Below are 14,905 nucleotides of genomic sequence, written 5' to 3' on the forward strand. Positions count from 1 at the left end.
GGGCGGGACCATGGGGCCCGCAATCGCAGGGGCACTAGCATGGCAGCGACGACTAAGCTCAGGCACTGGCCGTTTTACACTGCCATTCTGTGCGCGCTCGCAAGCGTGCCTGTCCTCTGGTTCGTGGCGCAGCGTTTCGCCCTTGAAGGGGCAGCGATCACCTTCTTCTGCGTCTATCTCGTCCTATGCTGGCGGCGCTTGCGGATGATGACCGGTCGGCATCTGAAGACCCATGCCAGGAACACCGACGAGCCCGAGGTCGTGATCCTGCTCGTGACGTTCGGGGCAGCCGCGAGTTCGCTCGTATCCCTGTTTTTCGCGCTCAACGGCGAGAAGTCCGGCTCGGCGCTGGCGCTCGGCCTCGCCTTTGCCTCCGTTGTGCTCGGCTGGGCAACGATCCACATGATGGCGGCCATGCACTACGCCCATGTCTATTGGGTCCCAGCACCCGATGGTCCGACCACCGAACCGGCACGCGGACTCGATTTTCCCGAAACGCCCGAGCCTGGCGGCTTTGACTTCCTCTATTTTTCCTTCGTCATCGGCATGACGGCGCAAACCTCCGATGTCGCCATCACCAAGACGGCCATGCGGCGCATCAACCTGATACACGCCATCGTATCGTTTTTCTTCAACACCGTGCTCGTCGCCGCCGCCGTCAATGCGGCCGTGCAGCTTGCCGGCTGAGCATCTTTATCCAAGGAGCATCCCATGAAAGTCCTTTCGCAAAATACCGCCTTGGGCGGCATGCAGGGCGTCTTTTCGCACGATTCCAGGGCCTGCAAGGGCGAGATGACCTTCGCCGTCTTCGTACCGCCACAGGCAATCAACGAGCCGCGGCCGGTGCTCTGGTATCTCTCCGGCCTCACCTGCACACATGCGAACGTCATGGAGAAAGGTGAGTACCGGCGCATGGCCGCCGAGCTCGGGCTGATCGTCGTCTGCCCGGATACGAGCCCGCGCGGCACTGATGTTCCCGACGAACTGACGAACTGGCAGATGGGCAAGGGCGCAGGCTTCTATCTCGATGCCACCGAAACGCCCTGGGCCGAGCACTACCAGATGTATAGCTACATCACCGAGGAGCTGCCCGCCTTCGTCAGCCAGCACTTCCGCATGGACATGAGCCGCCAGGGCATCTTCGGCCATTCGATGGGCGGTCACGGCGCCATGACCATCGCGCTCAAGAACCCGGGCCGCTTCAAGAGCTGCTCGGCCTTTGCCCCGATCGTCGAGCCTTCGACCGCCGACTGGTCGATCGGCGCCTTCGAGAAATATCTGGGCGCGGACCGCGCCGCCTGGCGCCAATATGATGCCTGCGCGCTCGTCAAGGATGGTGCGCGCTTCCCCGAGTTCTTGATCGATCAGGGCAAGGCGGACAGCTTCCTTGAAAACGGCCTGCGTCCCTGGCTGTTCGAGGAAGCGGTCAAGGGCACCGGCATCGATTTGACGCTGCGCATGCATGAACGCTACGACCATTCCTACTACTTCATCTCGACTTTCATGGACGATCATCTGCGCTGGCATGCCGAGCGGCTGATCTAGCCACCGAATGGCGCAATTCCGTATGAAAGCCGCTTTCGCGGAATTGCGCCGTCAATCTACCCGGAGCGACTGATGACCCACCTTCTCCTTGTTGGCGCCGGCGGCGCGATCGGCTCGATGCTGCGTTATCTCGTCGGTCTCTGGGCCGTTCACCGCTTCGGGTCCGGCTTTCCCTGGGGCACGTTTGGCGTCAACATAACGGGGTCGTTCCTGATCGGCGTGCTCGCCGAAGTGATCATGCGCAAGTTCGGCGCCTCGCCGGACATGCGTGTCTTCCTCATCACCGGCATTCTCGGCGGTTACACCACCTTTTCCGCCTTCTCGCTGGACGCAATCACGCTCTTCGAGCGCGGCGATGTCATGCTGTCGGCCGTCTATGTCATCGCCAGTGTCGCGCTTTCGATCCTCGCGGTCTTCAGCGGGCTGGCTCTGATGCGCGCAATAGTCTAAAGGCTCGTCTTACAGGCGCTGCGTATCCAGGGGACACGCGGCGCATTGCTGCATTGTCCTTCAACCGTTGTCGCTTCGAGGGCATTGTCATGCAGCAACGAAAATATTGCGGCAGCCTTTGCGCGCCTGAAGCTTCCTCTTTGCGTCATCCCAACGCAGGGGCTTCGGACCGACGCGCGACGCTGCGACCAAACAGAAGGCAGGTTCGCTCAAATGGCAGGCATAGAACACAGGCAGGTGGACGGTGACGAGGCGGGCATGCGCCTGGATCGCTGGTTCAAGGTGCATTTTCCGGGACTGGGCTTCGGCCCGCTGCAGAAGCTTTTGCGCTCCGGCCAGATCCGCGTCGACGGTGCCCGCGCCAAATCCGACACGCGGATCCAGCCCGGCCAGACGATCCGCATTCCGCCGCTCGGAGTCGATCCCAAGGAAACCAAGACCGGGCCGATCGCCGGACGCGACCTCAGGAACTCACCCGACGGCGAACTGCTGTCGCGCATGGTGCTGCACGAGGACGCCAAGGTTATCGTGCTCAACAAGCCTGCCGGCCTTGCCGTTCAGGGCGGCTCGGGCGTCAACCGACATATCGACAAGATGCTTGAAGCCTGGACCAACCAGAAGGGCGAAAAGCCGCGTCTCGTCCACCGGCTCGACCGCGACACGTCAGGCGTCCTGGTGATTGCCCGCACCCGGGGTGCAGCGCAGAAGCTGACCGCCGCCTTCCGCGAGCGCGACACCAAAAAGACCTACTGGGCGCTGGTCAAGGGCGTGCCGCGCAAGCGCGAAGACCGCATCTCCACCTGGCTCGTCAAGGAGCAGACGCCGGATGGCGACCGTATGCGCATCGCCAAACACGGCGAAGACGGTGCCGACCACGCCATCTCCTACTACCGTATTCGCGAACAGGCCGCACAGAACCTCGCCTGGCTGGAGATGGAGCCCTATACCGGCCGCACCCATCAGCTTCGCGTCCATGCACTGCACATTGGACACCCGATCCTCGGCGACCCCAAATATTTCGACGCCGACATCAACTGGAGCCTGCCCGGCGGCATGCAGAACCGTCTGCATCTGCACGCGCGCCATATCGATATTCCTCACCCGGACGGTGGCCGCCTCCGCGTGACCGCACCGCTGCCACCGCACATGGTCCAGAGCTGGAACCTGCTGGGCTTCGAAGAGAACGAGCCTGGCGAGGACGACTGATGAAACTGGCGCTTTTTGATTGTGACGGTACGCTGGTCGATAGCGGAGGCCTGATCCATGAAGTGATGGCGCGCACCTTCGAGGCCTTCGATCTCGAGCGCCCGCCCCTCTCGGCAACCAAGAGCATTATCGGCTTGACCCTCGACATTGCCATCGCGCGCCTGCTCGGCCGCGAACATGTCGACGATCAGGCGCTGGCTATGACGGCACACTACAAGTCGATCTTCGCCGGCGTTCGCGCAGAGACAGGCTTCCAGGAGCTTCTGTTTCCGGGTATCGCCGACATGATGCAGACGCTGTCGTCACGCGACGCACTGTTGATCGGCGCCGTAACCGGCAAGTCGCGCCGCGGCCTGACGCATATTTCCGAGACTCACGGCTTCGACCGGATCTTCTTCGTGTCCCGCACCGCCGACGACTGCCCCTCCAAGCCGCATCCGGCCATGGTGACGGAATGCTGCTTTGAAGCCGGCATCGATGCGAAGGATACGGTCGTGATCGGCGACGCGATCTACGACATGCAGATGGCCAAGGCCGCTGGAGCATCCGCCATCGGCGTTGCCTGGGGCTACGCGTCGGTGCCTGATCTCATCGAGGCGGGCGCAGATTTCGTTGCCCGGACGCCGGCCGACATCATTGAATGGATGGAACACAATCATGCCTGATATTCGCGACGAACTCAGCGGTGCGATGAGCCACGAGGATCCGGTCCGCCGCGCGCAAATCCAGATGCTGAAGCCGCTGCCGAAGCGCTTCTACAAGGACGTCAGCGTGGCCGCGGCCGATGGCGATACGCACGCGGTGCTGCTCGACGGCCGCACCGTGCGCACGCCGGCCAAGCAGCCGCTTGCCGTGCCGACGCGCAAGCTCGCCGACATGCTCGCCGCCGAATGGGATGCGCAGGCAGAGGTCATCGATCCCGGCAAGATGCCGATCACGCGTATCGTCAACACCGCACTTGACGGCGTCGCCAAGGACCAGCGCTCGGTCTTCGACGATATCCTGCGTTTCGCCGGAACGGACATGCTCTGCTATCGCGCCGATAGCCCGGAGGGCCTCGTCGCCCGCCAGAACGAAATCTGGAACCCGGTGATCGAGTGGGCCCAGCAGGCACTCGGCGCCCGTTTCATCCTCGCCGAAGGCGTGATCCACCAGGAGCAGCCGGAGGAAGCGCTTTCCGCCTATGCCGAAGGCCTGCGCGCCTTCGCAACCCCGCTCGGCCTCACCTGCGTCCACACGGTGACGAGCCTGACCGGCTCTGCGTTGCTGGCGCTCGCCTTCGCTTCCGGCCGGATATCCGCCGAAGAAGCCTGGACGGCCGCCCATGTCGACGAGGACTGGCAGATCGAACATTGGGGAACCGACGAGGAGGCCTTCCGCCGCCGCGAGAACCGCTGGCAGGAAATGCAGGCAGTCGCCACGGTTCTTGACGCCCTGCGCTGACGACACCGGATACCACGGAATGCGAAGCGGGCTGCGTGTCTTCCGACGCGCAGCCCGCTTTCTTTTTTGTTCAATATGTCGGCGTCAGAGCGGTTCTGTTCGCGCTAACGTAACGAAAGCCAATAGCCGCAGCGTTAAGCGGCCAGCTTCAGGCCGGCGATACCGCTGACGATGAGCGCGATGCAGCCAAGGCGAACGAAGGTTGCCGGTTCGGCAAACAGGAAAATGCCGAGGATCACGGTGCCGACGGTGCCGATGCCGGTCCAGACAGCGTAAGCCGTACCGAGCGGCAGGGTCCGCACGGCGAGACCGAGCAACGCGATGCTGAGGATCATCGAACCGACGGTCAGGATCGTCGGTGTCACCCGCGTAAAACCATCCGTGTATTTGAGACCAATTGCCCAGCCGATTTCAAGAATACCGGCAAGCAGAAGAAGGAACCAGGCCATGTCAAACTCCCAAAGTTTGGAGCGAGGCCGTCCCCGCGGATGTTCGGTATCGCCTTTGCGAACCGTGCAGCCGTCTGCAACGCGGGTTCTATCTCACACTCCAGTTTCGCCGGCAAGGCGGTCAAGGGCAAATCAGCCCTGCGTCCGCGGCAAAGCTAAACCATTTCACGCTGTCGTTGAAACCATGGAAACGTGCGAGGCGCTGAGGGTCTGCAAGTCTGCCCCCTACGGTGCGTTGCGCTCCCGACGGAGTTTCGCCCACCATTCCAGCCGCTTGCGGATCTCGCGCTCGAAACCGCGCTCCGGCGGATCATAGAAGGTTCTGCGCCCCATCTTCTCGGGGAAATAGTCCTGGCCGGAAAAAGCATCCGGCTCGTCATGGTCGTAGCGGTAGCCGTCGCCGTAGCCCTCACCCTTCATCAGTTTCGTCGGGGCGTTGAGGATATGTTTCGGCGGCAGCAGCGAGCCGTTTTCCTTCGCCGCCCGCATCGCTGCCTTGTAGGCGGTATAGACGCCGTTCGATTTCGGCGCGGTCGCGAGATAGACGCAGGCTTCGGCAAGCGCCAGTTCGCCCTCGGGCGAGCCGAGATAGTCATAGGCGTCCTTGGCGGCGTTGCAGATCACCAGGGCCTGCGGGTCGGCAAGGCCGATGTCCTCGACCGCCATGCGCACCAGGCGCCGCCCGAGATAAAGCGGATCCTCGCCGGCATCGAACATGCGGCAGAGATAGTAGAGTGCGGCATCCGGATCAGAGCCACGCACCGCCTTGTGCAGGGCCGAGATCAGATTGTAGTGGCCGTCCTGGCCCTTGTCATAGACCGGCGCCCGGCGCTGGACGATGTTCTGGAGTGCTGCCGCATCGAAGATCTCGTCGCGCCGCGCCGCGCGCCAGACTTCTTCCGCCAGCGTCAGCGCAGCGCGACCGTCGCCGTCGGCCATGCGGATAAGGCTGGCGCGCGCATCCGCATCGAGCGGCAGTTTCTTGCCCTCAGTCTCTTCGGCGCGCGACAGCAGTTCCTCGATGCTGTCTTCGCCATGCGGCTTGAAGGTCAGCACCCGGGCTCGGGACAGGAGAGCGGCATTGAGTTCGAAGGATGGGTTTTCCGTCGTCGCGCCGACAAGGATCACGGTGCCGTCTTCCATCACCGGCAGGAAGCTGTCCTGCTGTGCCCGGTTGAAGCGATGAATTTCGTCGACGAAGAGTAGCGTCTGACGGCCGGACATGCGCCTTGCTCGCGCCGCCTCGAACACCTTCTTGAGATCGGCGACACCGGAGAAGATCGCGGAGATCTGCTCGAAGGCGAGACCCGCCTCCCCCGAAAGCAGCCGCGCCACGGTCGTCTTGCCGGTTCCGGGCGGCCCCCAGAAGATCATCGACCCGAGCGAACCCGAAGCAATCATGCGCGACAGCACGCCATCCTCACCGGTCAGGTGATCCTGACCAGTGACTTCGGCAAGCGTTCGCGGGCGAAGCCGGTCGGCAAGCGGTCTTGCCGACGCCATTTCCGGTGGCTCGTGGGCGGTGAACAGGTCGCTCATCGGAAGAACTGACGGATGAGCTGGCCGTCGCGCTCGATCTCGACACGCCAGAAGGAGGCATCGTCGGCCATTACCTGTTCCAGCGTCTTCGACGTGTCGATCGCCGTGCCGTTGACCGACCGCACGATGTCCTTCGGCTCGAGGCCGATGCGGGCGGCGGGCGAACCGCGGTTGACCTGCATGACGACGACGCCCTGCAGCGAGGTCGACATGCGCAGCTCGTCGGCAAGGCGCGGCGACAGGTTGGCAACGACTGCACCGGCGAAGGGGTTACGACCTTCGATCAGCCGTTCATCCCGTGGCGACGTTTCTGGAGCCCGGTCGAGCTTGATCGTCACTTCCCGCGGCTTGCCGTTTTCCGATACGGTGACGCGCGCCTCATGACCGATGCCGACCGTCGTCAGGCGATAACCGAGTGCGTCGGGATGTTCGACCTCGATGCCGTTGACGGCGGTGATCACCTGGCCGGGCTTGATACCGGCCTGTTCGGCCGGGCCACCGGCCACGACGGCGGTCACCAGCGCACCACGGGCGCGGCTGAGGCCAAGGGCTTCGGCCACTTCCGAAGTGACCGGCTCGAAGCTGGCGCCGATGAAGGGACGCACGAAGGCGCCGTTGCCACCTTCGGCCGACGCAACGAAGACCTTCACCAGATTGGCCGGGATGGCAAAGCCAACGCCGTTAGAACCGCCGCCCTTGGAGAAGATGGCCGTGTTGATGCCAATGAGCTGGCCGTTCATGTCGATAAGGCCACCGCCGGAATTGCCCGGGTTGATCGCCGCATCCGTCTGGATGAAGAAGCCGAAATCACCCGAGGAGACCTGATTGCGCGCGAGCGCCGAGACGATGCCGCTCGTCACCGTCTGGCCGACGCCGAAGGGGTTGCCGATCGCAAGCACGAGGTCGCCGACCTCGACTGCATCGGAATCACCAAGCGGCACGATGTCGAAGGGACCGTCCGACTGGATCTTCAAAACAGCGAGGTCGAGCCGGTCGTCCTTGAGCACGATCTTGCAGGGAAACTCGCGGCCATCGGCCAACGCCACCTTGATATCGTCGGCGCCCTCGATGACGTGATTATTGGTCACGACGATGCCGTTCTTGCCGACGATCACCCCGGAACCGAGCGAAGACTGCTTCTCCGAGCGGTTCGGCATGCGCTGGCCGAAGAACTCCTCGAAGAAGGGGTCACCGGAGAAAATCGAACGGCGCTCGACCACCCGCTCGGCATAGACGTTGACGACGGCATTTGCCGTCTGCTTGACGAGAGGCGCAAAGGAAAGCTGCATCTCGGTCCGCGATTGCGGAACGCTCTCGGCCTCCTGGGCCAATGCCGGACAGGCGAGAGAAACAGCGATGACGAGCGAAACAAGCGCTCTTCGACCTACGATCATGTAAAGCATTCTCCTATTCGTCGCGGCTACGTTCAGATAGGATTTCGCGGGAAAAAAGGCAAATGTTGGCGCAGGATACGCAAAGTTGCCAGCTTCACGCGCTACGCACGAAAACGTGGTTCGCAACCCCTTTCACGGTGATCGAAAGTCTGGTGAGTTCATAGAAGACAAGGCTCATAAATCACTTCGGAAAAGACCATGCCATCTTACCGCCCGCCGCGAATCGTTTCCTCCGAGATCACCCCGGAGGCCCTCTTTTTCAACCGCCGCACCTTCCTAGGGGCTGCTGCCGGCGGCGGCATGCTGCTTGCGGGCAGCGGCACGGGGCTGGCGGCCGCACTCGGCGCGCCCAAGAGCAAATACACTGTCGACGAAGACCTGACGCCGGAGGCCGACGTCACCAGCTACAACAATTTCTATGAGTTCGGGACCGGCAAGGGCGACCCTGCTGCCAATTCGAACAGCTTCAAGCCAACGCCCTGGACGGTGAAAGTCGATGGCCTCATCGGCAAGCCGAAGGAATTCGGGCTCGAGGAACTGCTAGCGCTCCCGATCGAGGAACGCGTCTACCGCATGCGCTGTGTCGAGGCCTGGTCGATGGTGATCCCCTGGACCGGGTTTCAGCTCTCGGCCCTGCTCGACAAGGTAGAGCCGCTTGGCAGCGCGAAATATGTCTCGTTCGAAACCGTGGTGCGCCCGTCGGAAATGCCGGGACAATCCGGTTTCTTCCAGCCGCTTGCCTGGCCCTATCGCGAAGGGCTGAGACTCGACGAGGCCCGTCACCCGCTGACGCTGCTGTCCGTCGGCGTCTACGGCAAGACGCTTCCCAACCAGAACGGCGCGCCGATCCGGCTGGTTACCCCTTGGAAATACGGATTCAAGGGGATCAAGTCGATCGTGCGTATTTCGCTCACGGAAACCCAGCCACCGTCCACCTGGAACCTCTCGGCGCCGAACGAGTACGGCTTCTTTGCCAACGTCAATCCGGCGGTCGATCATCCACGCTGGAGCCAGGCAACGGAAAACCGCATCGGCGGTGGCGGCTTCTTCGGCTCCAACCGGCGCGATACCCTGCCCTTCAATGGCTATGCCGACGAGGTGGCCGGACTTTATGCCGGCATGGATCTCAGAGCGAACTATTGATCATGGCCCGCCTGCCCTCGCTCCCAAATCGCTACCATTCGGCCTCGGTCTGGGGGCTCTACGGCTTTGGTCTGCTGCCCGCCGCCTATGCATTCTATCTCGGCGCTACGGGCCAACTGCCCGGAAACCCGGTCAAGGAATTCGAACACCTGCTCGGCCTGTGGGCGCTGCGTTTCCTCGTCGCGACATTGGCGATCTCGCCGATTCGCGACCTATTCGGCATCAACTGGCTGCGCTATCGGCGGGCCCTGGGTTTGCTGGCGTTCTACTATGTGCTGATGCACTTCCTCGCCTACATGCTGCTCGATCAGCGGCTAAACTTTCCGAGCATACTGGCCGACATCGCCCGCCGCCCCTTCATCACCATCGGCATGGCCGCACTCGTCATGCTGATCCCGCTGGCGCTCACCTCCAACAACTGGTCGATCCGCAGGCTTGGTACGCGGTGGAACACGCTTCACCGCCTGGCCTATGTGATCGCCGCCGCCGGCGCCGTGCATTTTTCGATGTCGGTGAAGGTCATCGGCGCCGAACAGCTGCTTTATCTCGGGCTCGTCGCCGTACTGCTTGTCTGGCGGCTGGTGCGCAAGCCGTATCTGCGGCGCAAGCGACAGGCGGCCAATGCGCCGGTCAGAACCGCCGCCGGAAGCGCCTGAGGCCATCTTCGCCTCGCCAGGACATCGACCCTCGATCGCATTTCGACGAAACGGTGACAGAACGAGCACACCGTCAAACGCACGCTAAGCAACAGCCCCAAAAGAAAAAGCGGCCGGGTGACGAACACCCGGCCGCTTCAATTTTCTGCCTTCGATCGGCTTAGGCTGCTTCAGCAGCTTCGGCTTCTGCAGCAACGCGGGCGAGATCCTTCGCGCCCTTTGCCGAGACGTCGCGGTCAACGAATTCGATGACGGCGAGCGCCGCGTTGTCGCCGTGACGGAAGCCAGCCTTCATGATGCGCAGGTAGCCGCCGTTGCGGGTGGCGTAGCGCGATGCGATCGTGTCGAACAGCTTGGCAACGACAGCGGCGTCGCGGATCTGCGAGATCGCCTGGCGGCGAGCGTGCAGGTCACCGCGCTTGCCGAGCGTGACGAGCTTCTCGACGATCGGGCGGATTTCCTTGGCCTTCGGCAGGGTCGTAACGATCTGCTCGTGTTCGATCAGCGAAGCTGCCATGTTGGCAAACATCGCCTTGCGGTGGCTGGCGGTTCTATTCAGCTTGCGGCCGGCTTTACCGTGGCGCATGGCTATTCTCCTTCACTTGCAGGCACTCGCCCGCAGTCTAATGGTTAGTATTGGTCTTCGTAACGCTTGGCGAGATCTTCGATGTTCTCGGGCGGCCAGGACGGCACTTCCATGCCGAGGTGCAGGCCCATGGAAGCGAGAACTTCCTTGATTTCGTTCAGCGACTTGCGACCAAAATTCGGCGTGCGGAGCATTTCTGCTTCGGTCTTCTGAATGAGGTCGCCGATGTAGACGATGTTGTCGTTCTTCAGGCAGTTGGCCGAACGGACCGAAAGTTCCAGTTCGTCGACCTTCTTGAGAAGCGCCGGGTTGAAGGCGAGTTCGGTAACTGCCTCTTCCTCTGCTTCCTTCTGCGGCTCGTCGAAGTTGACGAACACCGACAGCTGGTCCTGAAGGATGCGGGCCGCAAATGCGATCGCATCTTCACCGGTGACGGAACCGTCCGTCTCGATCGACATCGTCAGCTTGTCATAGTCAAGAACCTGGCCTTCGCGGGTGTTTTCCACCTTGTAGGACACTTTCTTGACCGGCGAGTACAGGCTGTCGACCGGGATCAGGCCGATCGGAGCATCTTCCGAACGGTTGCGATCAGCCGGCACGTAACCCTTGCCGTTGTTGACGGTGAACTCCATGCGGATCTCAGCGCCCTCGTCGAGGGTGCAGATCACATGGTTCGGGTTGAGGATTTCGATATCGCCAACCGTCTGGATGTCACCGGCGGTTACAACGCCCGGACCCTGCTTGCGCACGACCATGCGCTTCGCGTCGTCGCCATCCATCTTGATGGCGATTTCCTTGATGTTGAGCACGATGTCCGTCACATCTTCCCGGACGCCCGGGATAGAGGAGAACTCGTGCAGGACGCCGTCGATCTGCACTGCGGTGACAGCAGCACCGCGCAGCGACGACAGCAGCACGCGGCGAAGCGCGTTGCCGAGCGTCAGACCGAAGCCGCGTTCAAGCGGTTCCGCAACCAACGTTGCCTTGGTGCGGCCGGAGGAGACGAACTCCACCTTGTTCGGCTTGATCAGTTCCTGCCAATTCTTCTGGATCATGTTTTCTGCCTTCCGTTCGTTGCCACCATCCAATCGTGGCAACCGAGCCCCGAAGACCGGGAGCGCGCGTCTGCGCCCTCACCGGCATGTTGAATGCATATGATCAGACGCGGCGCTTCTTGCGCGGGCGGCAGCCGTTGTGCGGGATCGGGGTCACATCGCGGATCGAGGTGATCATGAAGCCCGCAGCCTGCAGCGCGCGAAGTGCGGATTCACGGCCGGAACCCGGACCGCAAACTTCGACTTCCAGCGACTTCATGCCGTGTTCCTGAGCCTTCTTGGCGCAGTCTTCAGCGGCGATCTGTGCGGCAAACGGGGTCGACTTACGCGAACCCTTGAAACCCTTGGCACCGGCAGACGACCAGGCAATCGCGTTGCCCTGTGCGTCGGTGATGGTGATCATGGTGTTGTTGAACGACGAATTGACGTGCGCGACGCCAGACGTGATGTTCTTGCGTTCGCGACGGCGAACGCGGGTGGCTTCCTTGGCCATAGGATCCCTTTCTTAGATCTCTGCACCGCCGTAATTCCAGCGGCTCCACCGGGAAAAGGATTTGACGTCCCCTGCCCTGCATCTTCATTTCCCGCAGGACGAGATATCGTCCGGCGAACATATCGCCCGGCCGGATCGGCCGAACAAAGGTCAGGCAAACGCCCTTCCAAACTGCAAAAGGAGGCCGGCGTTTGACACCAGCCTCCCAATCTCCCTTTTCGGGAAATTACTTCTTCTTACCGGCAATCGCCTTCGCCGGACCCTTGCGGGTGCGAGCGTTGGTGTGGGTGCGCTGACCGCGAACCGGCAGGCCACGACGGTGACGCAGGCCGCGGTAGCAGCCGAGGTCCATCAGGCGCTTGATGTTCATCGAGGTCTCGCGACGCAGGTCACCTTCGACCTGGTAGTCGCGGTCGATCGTTTCGCGGATCTGCAGGACTTCAGCGTCCGTCAGCTGATGCACGCGACGATCAGCCGGAATACCGACCTTCTCGATGATTTCCTGTGCGAATTTCGGGCCGATCCCGTGAATGTAGGTCAGCGCAATAACTACGCGCTTTGCCGTCGGGATGTTGACGCCAGCGATACGTGCCACGTCTATTCTCCTTGCGTTCCAGTTGCCATCCGGCAATAGGTGCTTCGTTACGCGACCTCGAAGAGCCGCACGTTGATTGAGGTTCGAGACACGTCAAAAACGACCGCACCCGGACTTCATTTTCTTTGAAGACCGCGCCGACCGCTCTCATGTCGCGAGTTGGCGCTGTCTTTGGCGGAATCGGCCGGAAAAGTCAACTCCCCGGCAGTTCCTTTTCGGCAAAGACCAGTGTCTAAGCCAGAATCTTCTCGATCTCGGCGGTGACGGTGTTCACTTCCGCCATGCCATCAACCGTTCTGAGCTGCCCCGTTCCGGCGTAGTGCTCGGAGAGCGGCGCCGTCTTTTCACGGTACTCGGTCAGCCGGCGCTTGAAGGCTTCCGGATTGTCGTCCGAACGGACGGTTCCGCCGGCTGCGATGGTTTCCGCTACGCGATTCTCCATCCGCTTTACAAGGGCTGCCTCGTCGACCTTGAGCTCGATTACGGCATCGAGCTTCAGACCCTTGCCCTCGAGCATCTTGCCGAGCGCAATCGCCTGCGGAACCGTGCGCGGGTAACCGTCAAGGATGAACCCCTTCGCGCAGTCCGGCTGGTCGATGCGATCCGACACGATTTCGTTGACGATCTCATCGGATACCAGCTGACCGGCATCCATGACCGCCTTCGCACGCTTGCCGACCTCGGTCGCCTGGGCGACGGCCGCCCGCAGCATATCTCCTGTGGAAAGCTGCGGAATGCCGTATCGCTCCGTCAGAAGCTTGGCCTGTGTCCCCTTGCCAGCGCCCGGCGGTCCCAAAAAAATCAGTCTCATCGTCCCCTCTTTCCTCCGCGCAGCTTCGACTTCTTGATCAGCCCCTCATATTGCTGTGCGATGAGGTGGCCCTGGATCTGTGCTACCGTATCAAGGGTGACGCTGACAACAATCAAAAGCGACGTACCACCAAGGTAGAACGGCACGCCGGTCTGAGCGATCAGAACTTCCGGCAGAATGCAGACGAAGATCAGATAGGCCGCACCGATCACGGTGATGCGCGTCAGGACATAATCGATATATTCCGCGGTACGCTCGCCCGGACGAATGCCCGGAATGAAGCCGCCGTGCTTCTTCAGATTGTCGGCCGTGTCCTTCGGATTGAACACGATCGCGGTGTAGAAGAAGGCGAAGAACGCGATCATCGCACCGTAGAGCACCATGTAGAGCGGCTTGCCGTGCGCAAGTGCGCCAACCACGGTGGTCGCCCACCCCGGCAGCGTCGCCGTGTTGGCAAAGCCTGCAAGCGTTGCCGGCAGAAGCAGCAGCGACGAGGCGAAGATCGCCGGGATGACGCCCGCGGTGTTGAGCTTCAGCGGCAGGTGCGAGGTGTCGCCCTGGAACATGCGGTTGCCGACCTGGCGCTTCGGATACTGGATCAGAAGCCGCCGCTGCGCACGTTCGACGAACACGATGAGCGCGATGACGCCGACGACCATGACGATGATCGCGAGGATCAGCGGGGTGGACAGAGCGCCGGTGCGGCCGAGTTCGAGCGTGCCCGCGAGAGCCGTCGGCAGATGTGCGACGATACCGGCGAAAATGATCAGCGAGATGCCGTTGCCGATGCCGCGCGAGGTGATCTGTTCACCGAGCCACATCAGGAACATGGTGCCGCCAAGCAGAGAAATGACGGTCGAAACACGGAAGAACCAACCCGGATCGTTGACGAGGCCGTTGCCGCTCTCGAGACCGACGGCGATGGCGTAAGCCTGCGCCGTGCCGAGAAGCACCGTGCCGTAACGGGTGTACTGGTTGATGATCTTGCGGCCCTGCTCGCCTTCCTTTTTCAGCTGTTCCAGTGCCGGAACGACAGAGGTCATCAGCTGAACGATAATCGAAGCAGAGATATAGGGCATGATGCCAAGCGCGAAGATCGCCATGCGCTCAACTGCACCGCCCGAAAACATGTTGAAGAGGCCGAGGATACCGCCGCTCTGGCCGCGGAATGCCTGGGCAAACGCTTCCGGGTTAAGACCGGGCAGCGGGATATAGGTGCCAAGACGGTAAACCAGAAGCGCACCAAGCGTGAACCAGAGCCGTTTCTTCAGATCTTCCGCCTTGGCGAAAGTCGAGAAATTCAGGTTCGAGGCGAGCTGTTCCGCTGCAGAAGCCATGCAATTCTCCGCGTACCAAATCTCGGAATCAGCGGGAACACCCGGTCCGTTCCGGAAGGACTAACTTTTCGTCTTGAAAACCGGACGCGAGGCGATTGTGTCTGCAATCGGATGCCTCACCGTGGTTTCCGCTATGTCCGCCGCGGCGAGCGATTCGCGCTTGCGGACGTGAGGCTCACATATGGGAGCAAAACCGCCCGGAG

General features: G+C 61.9%; 17 protein-coding genes. 8 read left to right on the forward strand and 9 right to left on the reverse strand.

Annotated features, from left to right (window positions below; genetic code table 11):
- Positions 1-39: 39 nt before the first annotated feature.
- The 6 genes from OVA00_RS31315 (at position 40) to OVA00_RS31340 (ending at position 4,644) form a co-directional block, all read left to right on the forward strand.
- Positions 40-687, forward strand: coding sequence for a DUF1345 domain-containing protein (locus tag OVA00_RS31315; RefSeq protein ID WP_034795640.1), 648 nt, complete (start codon positions 40-42; stop codon positions 685-687).
- A gap of 24 nt (positions 688-711) precedes the next feature.
- Positions 712-1,545, forward strand: a complete 834-nt coding sequence (gene fghA, locus OVA00_RS31320; protein ID WP_060610172.1) for an S-formylglutathione hydrolase — start codon at positions 712-714, stop codon at positions 1,543-1,545.
- Positions 1,546-1,617: 72 nt separating this feature from the next.
- The gene (gene crcB / locus OVA00_RS31325) at positions 1,618-1,995 is read left to right on the forward strand and encodes a fluoride efflux transporter CrcB (protein ID WP_060520939.1); all 378 of its coding nucleotides are present in this window, start codon (positions 1,618-1,620) and stop codon (positions 1,993-1,995) included.
- A gap of 213 nt (positions 1,996-2,208) precedes the next feature.
- Positions 2,209-3,201 (forward strand): RluA family pseudouridine synthase, encoded by a 993-nt coding sequence (locus OVA00_RS31330; RefSeq protein ID WP_034795631.1) that lies wholly within the window; start codon positions 2,209-2,211, stop codon positions 3,199-3,201.
- On the forward strand, positions 3,201-3,866 hold the full coding sequence (locus tag OVA00_RS31335) for an HAD-IA family hydrolase (protein ID WP_113294909.1): 666 nt from the start codon (positions 3,201-3,203) through the stop codon (positions 3,864-3,866). The genes OVA00_RS31330 and OVA00_RS31335 overlap by 1 nt, the downstream gene beginning before the upstream one ends.
- A complete protein-coding gene (locus tag OVA00_RS31340; RefSeq protein ID WP_113294910.1) occupies positions 3,859-4,644 on the forward strand; it encodes an ATP12 family chaperone protein in 786 nt (261 codons plus the stop codon). Before OVA00_RS31335 ends, OVA00_RS31340 begins: the two co-directional genes overlap by 8 nt.
- 134 nt (positions 4,645-4,778) lie before the next feature.
- Here OVA00_RS31340 and sugE read toward each other — a convergent pair whose 3' ends face one another.
- The 3 genes from sugE to OVA00_RS31355 form a co-directional block, all read right to left on the reverse strand.
- A complete protein-coding gene (sugE, locus tag OVA00_RS31345; protein ID WP_034795623.1) occupies positions 4,779-5,093 on the reverse strand; it encodes a quaternary ammonium compound efflux SMR transporter SugE in 315 nt (104 codons plus the stop codon).
- 225 nt (positions 5,094-5,318) lie between these two features.
- Positions 5,319-6,632: a replication-associated recombination protein A gene (locus OVA00_RS31350; protein WP_060585474.1), complete on the reverse strand. Its 1,314-nt coding sequence runs from the start codon at positions 6,630-6,632 to the stop codon at positions 5,319-5,321.
- A complete protein-coding gene (locus OVA00_RS31355; RefSeq protein WP_268090289.1) occupies positions 6,629-8,026 on the reverse strand; it encodes a DegQ family serine endoprotease in 1,398 nt (465 codons plus the stop codon). The genes OVA00_RS31350 and OVA00_RS31355 overlap by 4 nt, the downstream gene beginning before the upstream one ends.
- Positions 8,027-8,224: 198 nt before the next feature.
- On the opposite strand from OVA00_RS31355, the gene msrP reads away from it, so the two are divergent.
- Entirely contained in the window at positions 8,225-9,169 is a 945-nt protein-coding gene (gene msrP, locus OVA00_RS31360) for a protein-methionine-sulfoxide reductase catalytic subunit MsrP (protein WP_268090290.1), read from the forward strand.
- Between the two features lie 2 nt (positions 9,170-9,171).
- The gene (msrQ, locus tag OVA00_RS31365) at positions 9,172-9,825 is read left to right on the forward strand and encodes a protein-methionine-sulfoxide reductase heme-binding subunit MsrQ (RefSeq protein ID WP_268090292.1); all 654 of its coding nucleotides are present in this window, start codon (positions 9,172-9,174) and stop codon (positions 9,823-9,825) included.
- A gap of 160 nt (positions 9,826-9,985) precedes the next feature.
- On the opposite strand, the gene rplQ is transcribed toward msrQ, so the two are convergent.
- The 6 genes from rplQ to secY all read right to left on the reverse strand — a co-directional run bounded on the left by rplQ (position 9,986) and on the right by secY (position 14,702).
- Entirely contained in the window at positions 9,986-10,411 is a 426-nt protein-coding gene (gene rplQ / locus OVA00_RS31370) for a 50S ribosomal protein L17 (RefSeq protein ID WP_034795595.1), read from the reverse strand.
- A gap of 44 nt (positions 10,412-10,455) precedes the next feature.
- Positions 10,456-11,466, reverse strand: coding sequence for a DNA-directed RNA polymerase subunit alpha (locus OVA00_RS31375; RefSeq protein ID WP_034795592.1), 1,011 nt, complete (start codon positions 11,464-11,466; stop codon positions 10,456-10,458).
- A gap of 103 nt (positions 11,467-11,569) precedes the next feature.
- A complete protein-coding gene (rpsK, locus tag OVA00_RS31380; RefSeq protein ID WP_003536496.1) occupies positions 11,570-11,959 on the reverse strand; it encodes a 30S ribosomal protein S11 in 390 nt (129 codons plus the stop codon).
- 226 nt (positions 11,960-12,185) lie between these two features.
- Positions 12,186-12,554: a 30S ribosomal protein S13 gene (gene rpsM / locus OVA00_RS31385; protein ID WP_034795586.1), complete on the reverse strand. Its 369-nt coding sequence runs from the start codon at positions 12,552-12,554 to the stop codon at positions 12,186-12,188.
- Positions 12,555-12,786: 232 nt separating this feature from the next.
- Complete coding sequence (locus OVA00_RS31390; RefSeq protein WP_034795582.1) at positions 12,787-13,365, reverse strand: adenylate kinase; 579 nt, start codon at positions 13,363-13,365, stop codon at positions 12,787-12,789.
- Positions 13,362-14,702: a preprotein translocase subunit SecY gene (gene secY, locus OVA00_RS31395; protein WP_034795578.1), complete on the reverse strand. Its 1,341-nt coding sequence runs from the start codon at positions 14,700-14,702 to the stop codon at positions 13,362-13,364. The genes OVA00_RS31390 and secY overlap by 4 nt, the downstream gene beginning before the upstream one ends.
- Positions 14,703-14,905 lie beyond the last annotated feature (203 nt).

Source organism: Ensifer sp. SL37 (assembly GCF_026672675.1).
In the GTDB taxonomy this organism is placed as follows: domain Bacteria; phylum Pseudomonadota; class Alphaproteobacteria; order Rhizobiales; family Rhizobiaceae; genus Ensifer; species Ensifer adhaerens.

Bases quoted from the DNA above. Each gene is read 5' to 3' on its own strand.
- OVA00_RS31315 (WP_034795640.1), top strand. From the start codon at position 40: ATGGCAGCGACGACTAAGCTCAGGCACTGGCCGTTTTACACTGCCATT.
- fghA (WP_060610172.1), top strand. From the start codon at position 712: ATGAAAGTCCTTTCGCAAAATACCGCCTTGGGCGGCATGCAGGGCGTC.
- crcB (WP_060520939.1), top strand. From the start codon at position 1,618: ATGACCCACCTTCTCCTTGTTGGCGCCGGCGGCGCGATCGGCTCGATG.
- OVA00_RS31330 (WP_034795631.1), top strand. From the start codon at position 2,209: ATGGCAGGCATAGAACACAGGCAGGTGGACGGTGACGAGGCGGGCATG.
- OVA00_RS31335 (WP_113294909.1), top strand. From the start codon at position 3,201: ATGAAACTGGCGCTTTTTGATTGTGACGGTACGCTGGTCGATAGCGGA.
- OVA00_RS31340 (WP_113294910.1), top strand. From the start codon at position 3,859: ATGCCTGATATTCGCGACGAACTCAGCGGTGCGATGAGCCACGAGGAT.
- sugE (WP_034795623.1), bottom strand. From the start codon at position 5,093: ATGGCCTGGTTCCTTCTTCTGCTTGCCGGTATTCTTGAAATCGGCTGG.
- OVA00_RS31350 (WP_060585474.1), bottom strand. From the start codon at position 6,632: ATGAGCGACCTGTTCACCGCCCACGAGCCACCGGAAATGGCGTCGGCA.
- OVA00_RS31355 (WP_268090289.1), bottom strand. From the start codon at position 8,026: ATGATCGTAGGTCGAAGAGCGCTTGTTTCGCTCGTCATCGCTGTTTCT.
- msrP (WP_268090290.1), top strand. From the start codon at position 8,225: ATGCCATCTTACCGCCCGCCGCGAATCGTTTCCTCCGAGATCACCCCG.
- msrQ (WP_268090292.1), top strand. From the start codon at position 9,172: ATGGCCCGCCTGCCCTCGCTCCCAAATCGCTACCATTCGGCCTCGGTC.
- rplQ (WP_034795595.1), bottom strand. From the start codon at position 10,411: ATGCGCCACGGTAAAGCCGGCCGCAAGCTGAATAGAACCGCCAGCCAC.
- OVA00_RS31375 (WP_034795592.1), bottom strand. From the start codon at position 11,466: ATGATCCAGAAGAATTGGCAGGAACTGATCAAGCCGAACAAGGTGGAG.
- rpsK (WP_003536496.1), bottom strand. From the start codon at position 11,959: ATGGCCAAGGAAGCCACCCGCGTTCGCCGTCGCGAACGCAAGAACATC.
- OVA00_RS31390 (WP_034795582.1), bottom strand. From the start codon at position 13,365: ATGAGACTGATTTTTTTGGGACCGCCGGGCGCTGGCAAGGGGACACAG.
- secY (WP_034795578.1), bottom strand. From the start codon at position 14,702: ATGGCTTCTGCAGCGGAACAGCTCGCCTCGAACCTGAATTTCTCGACT.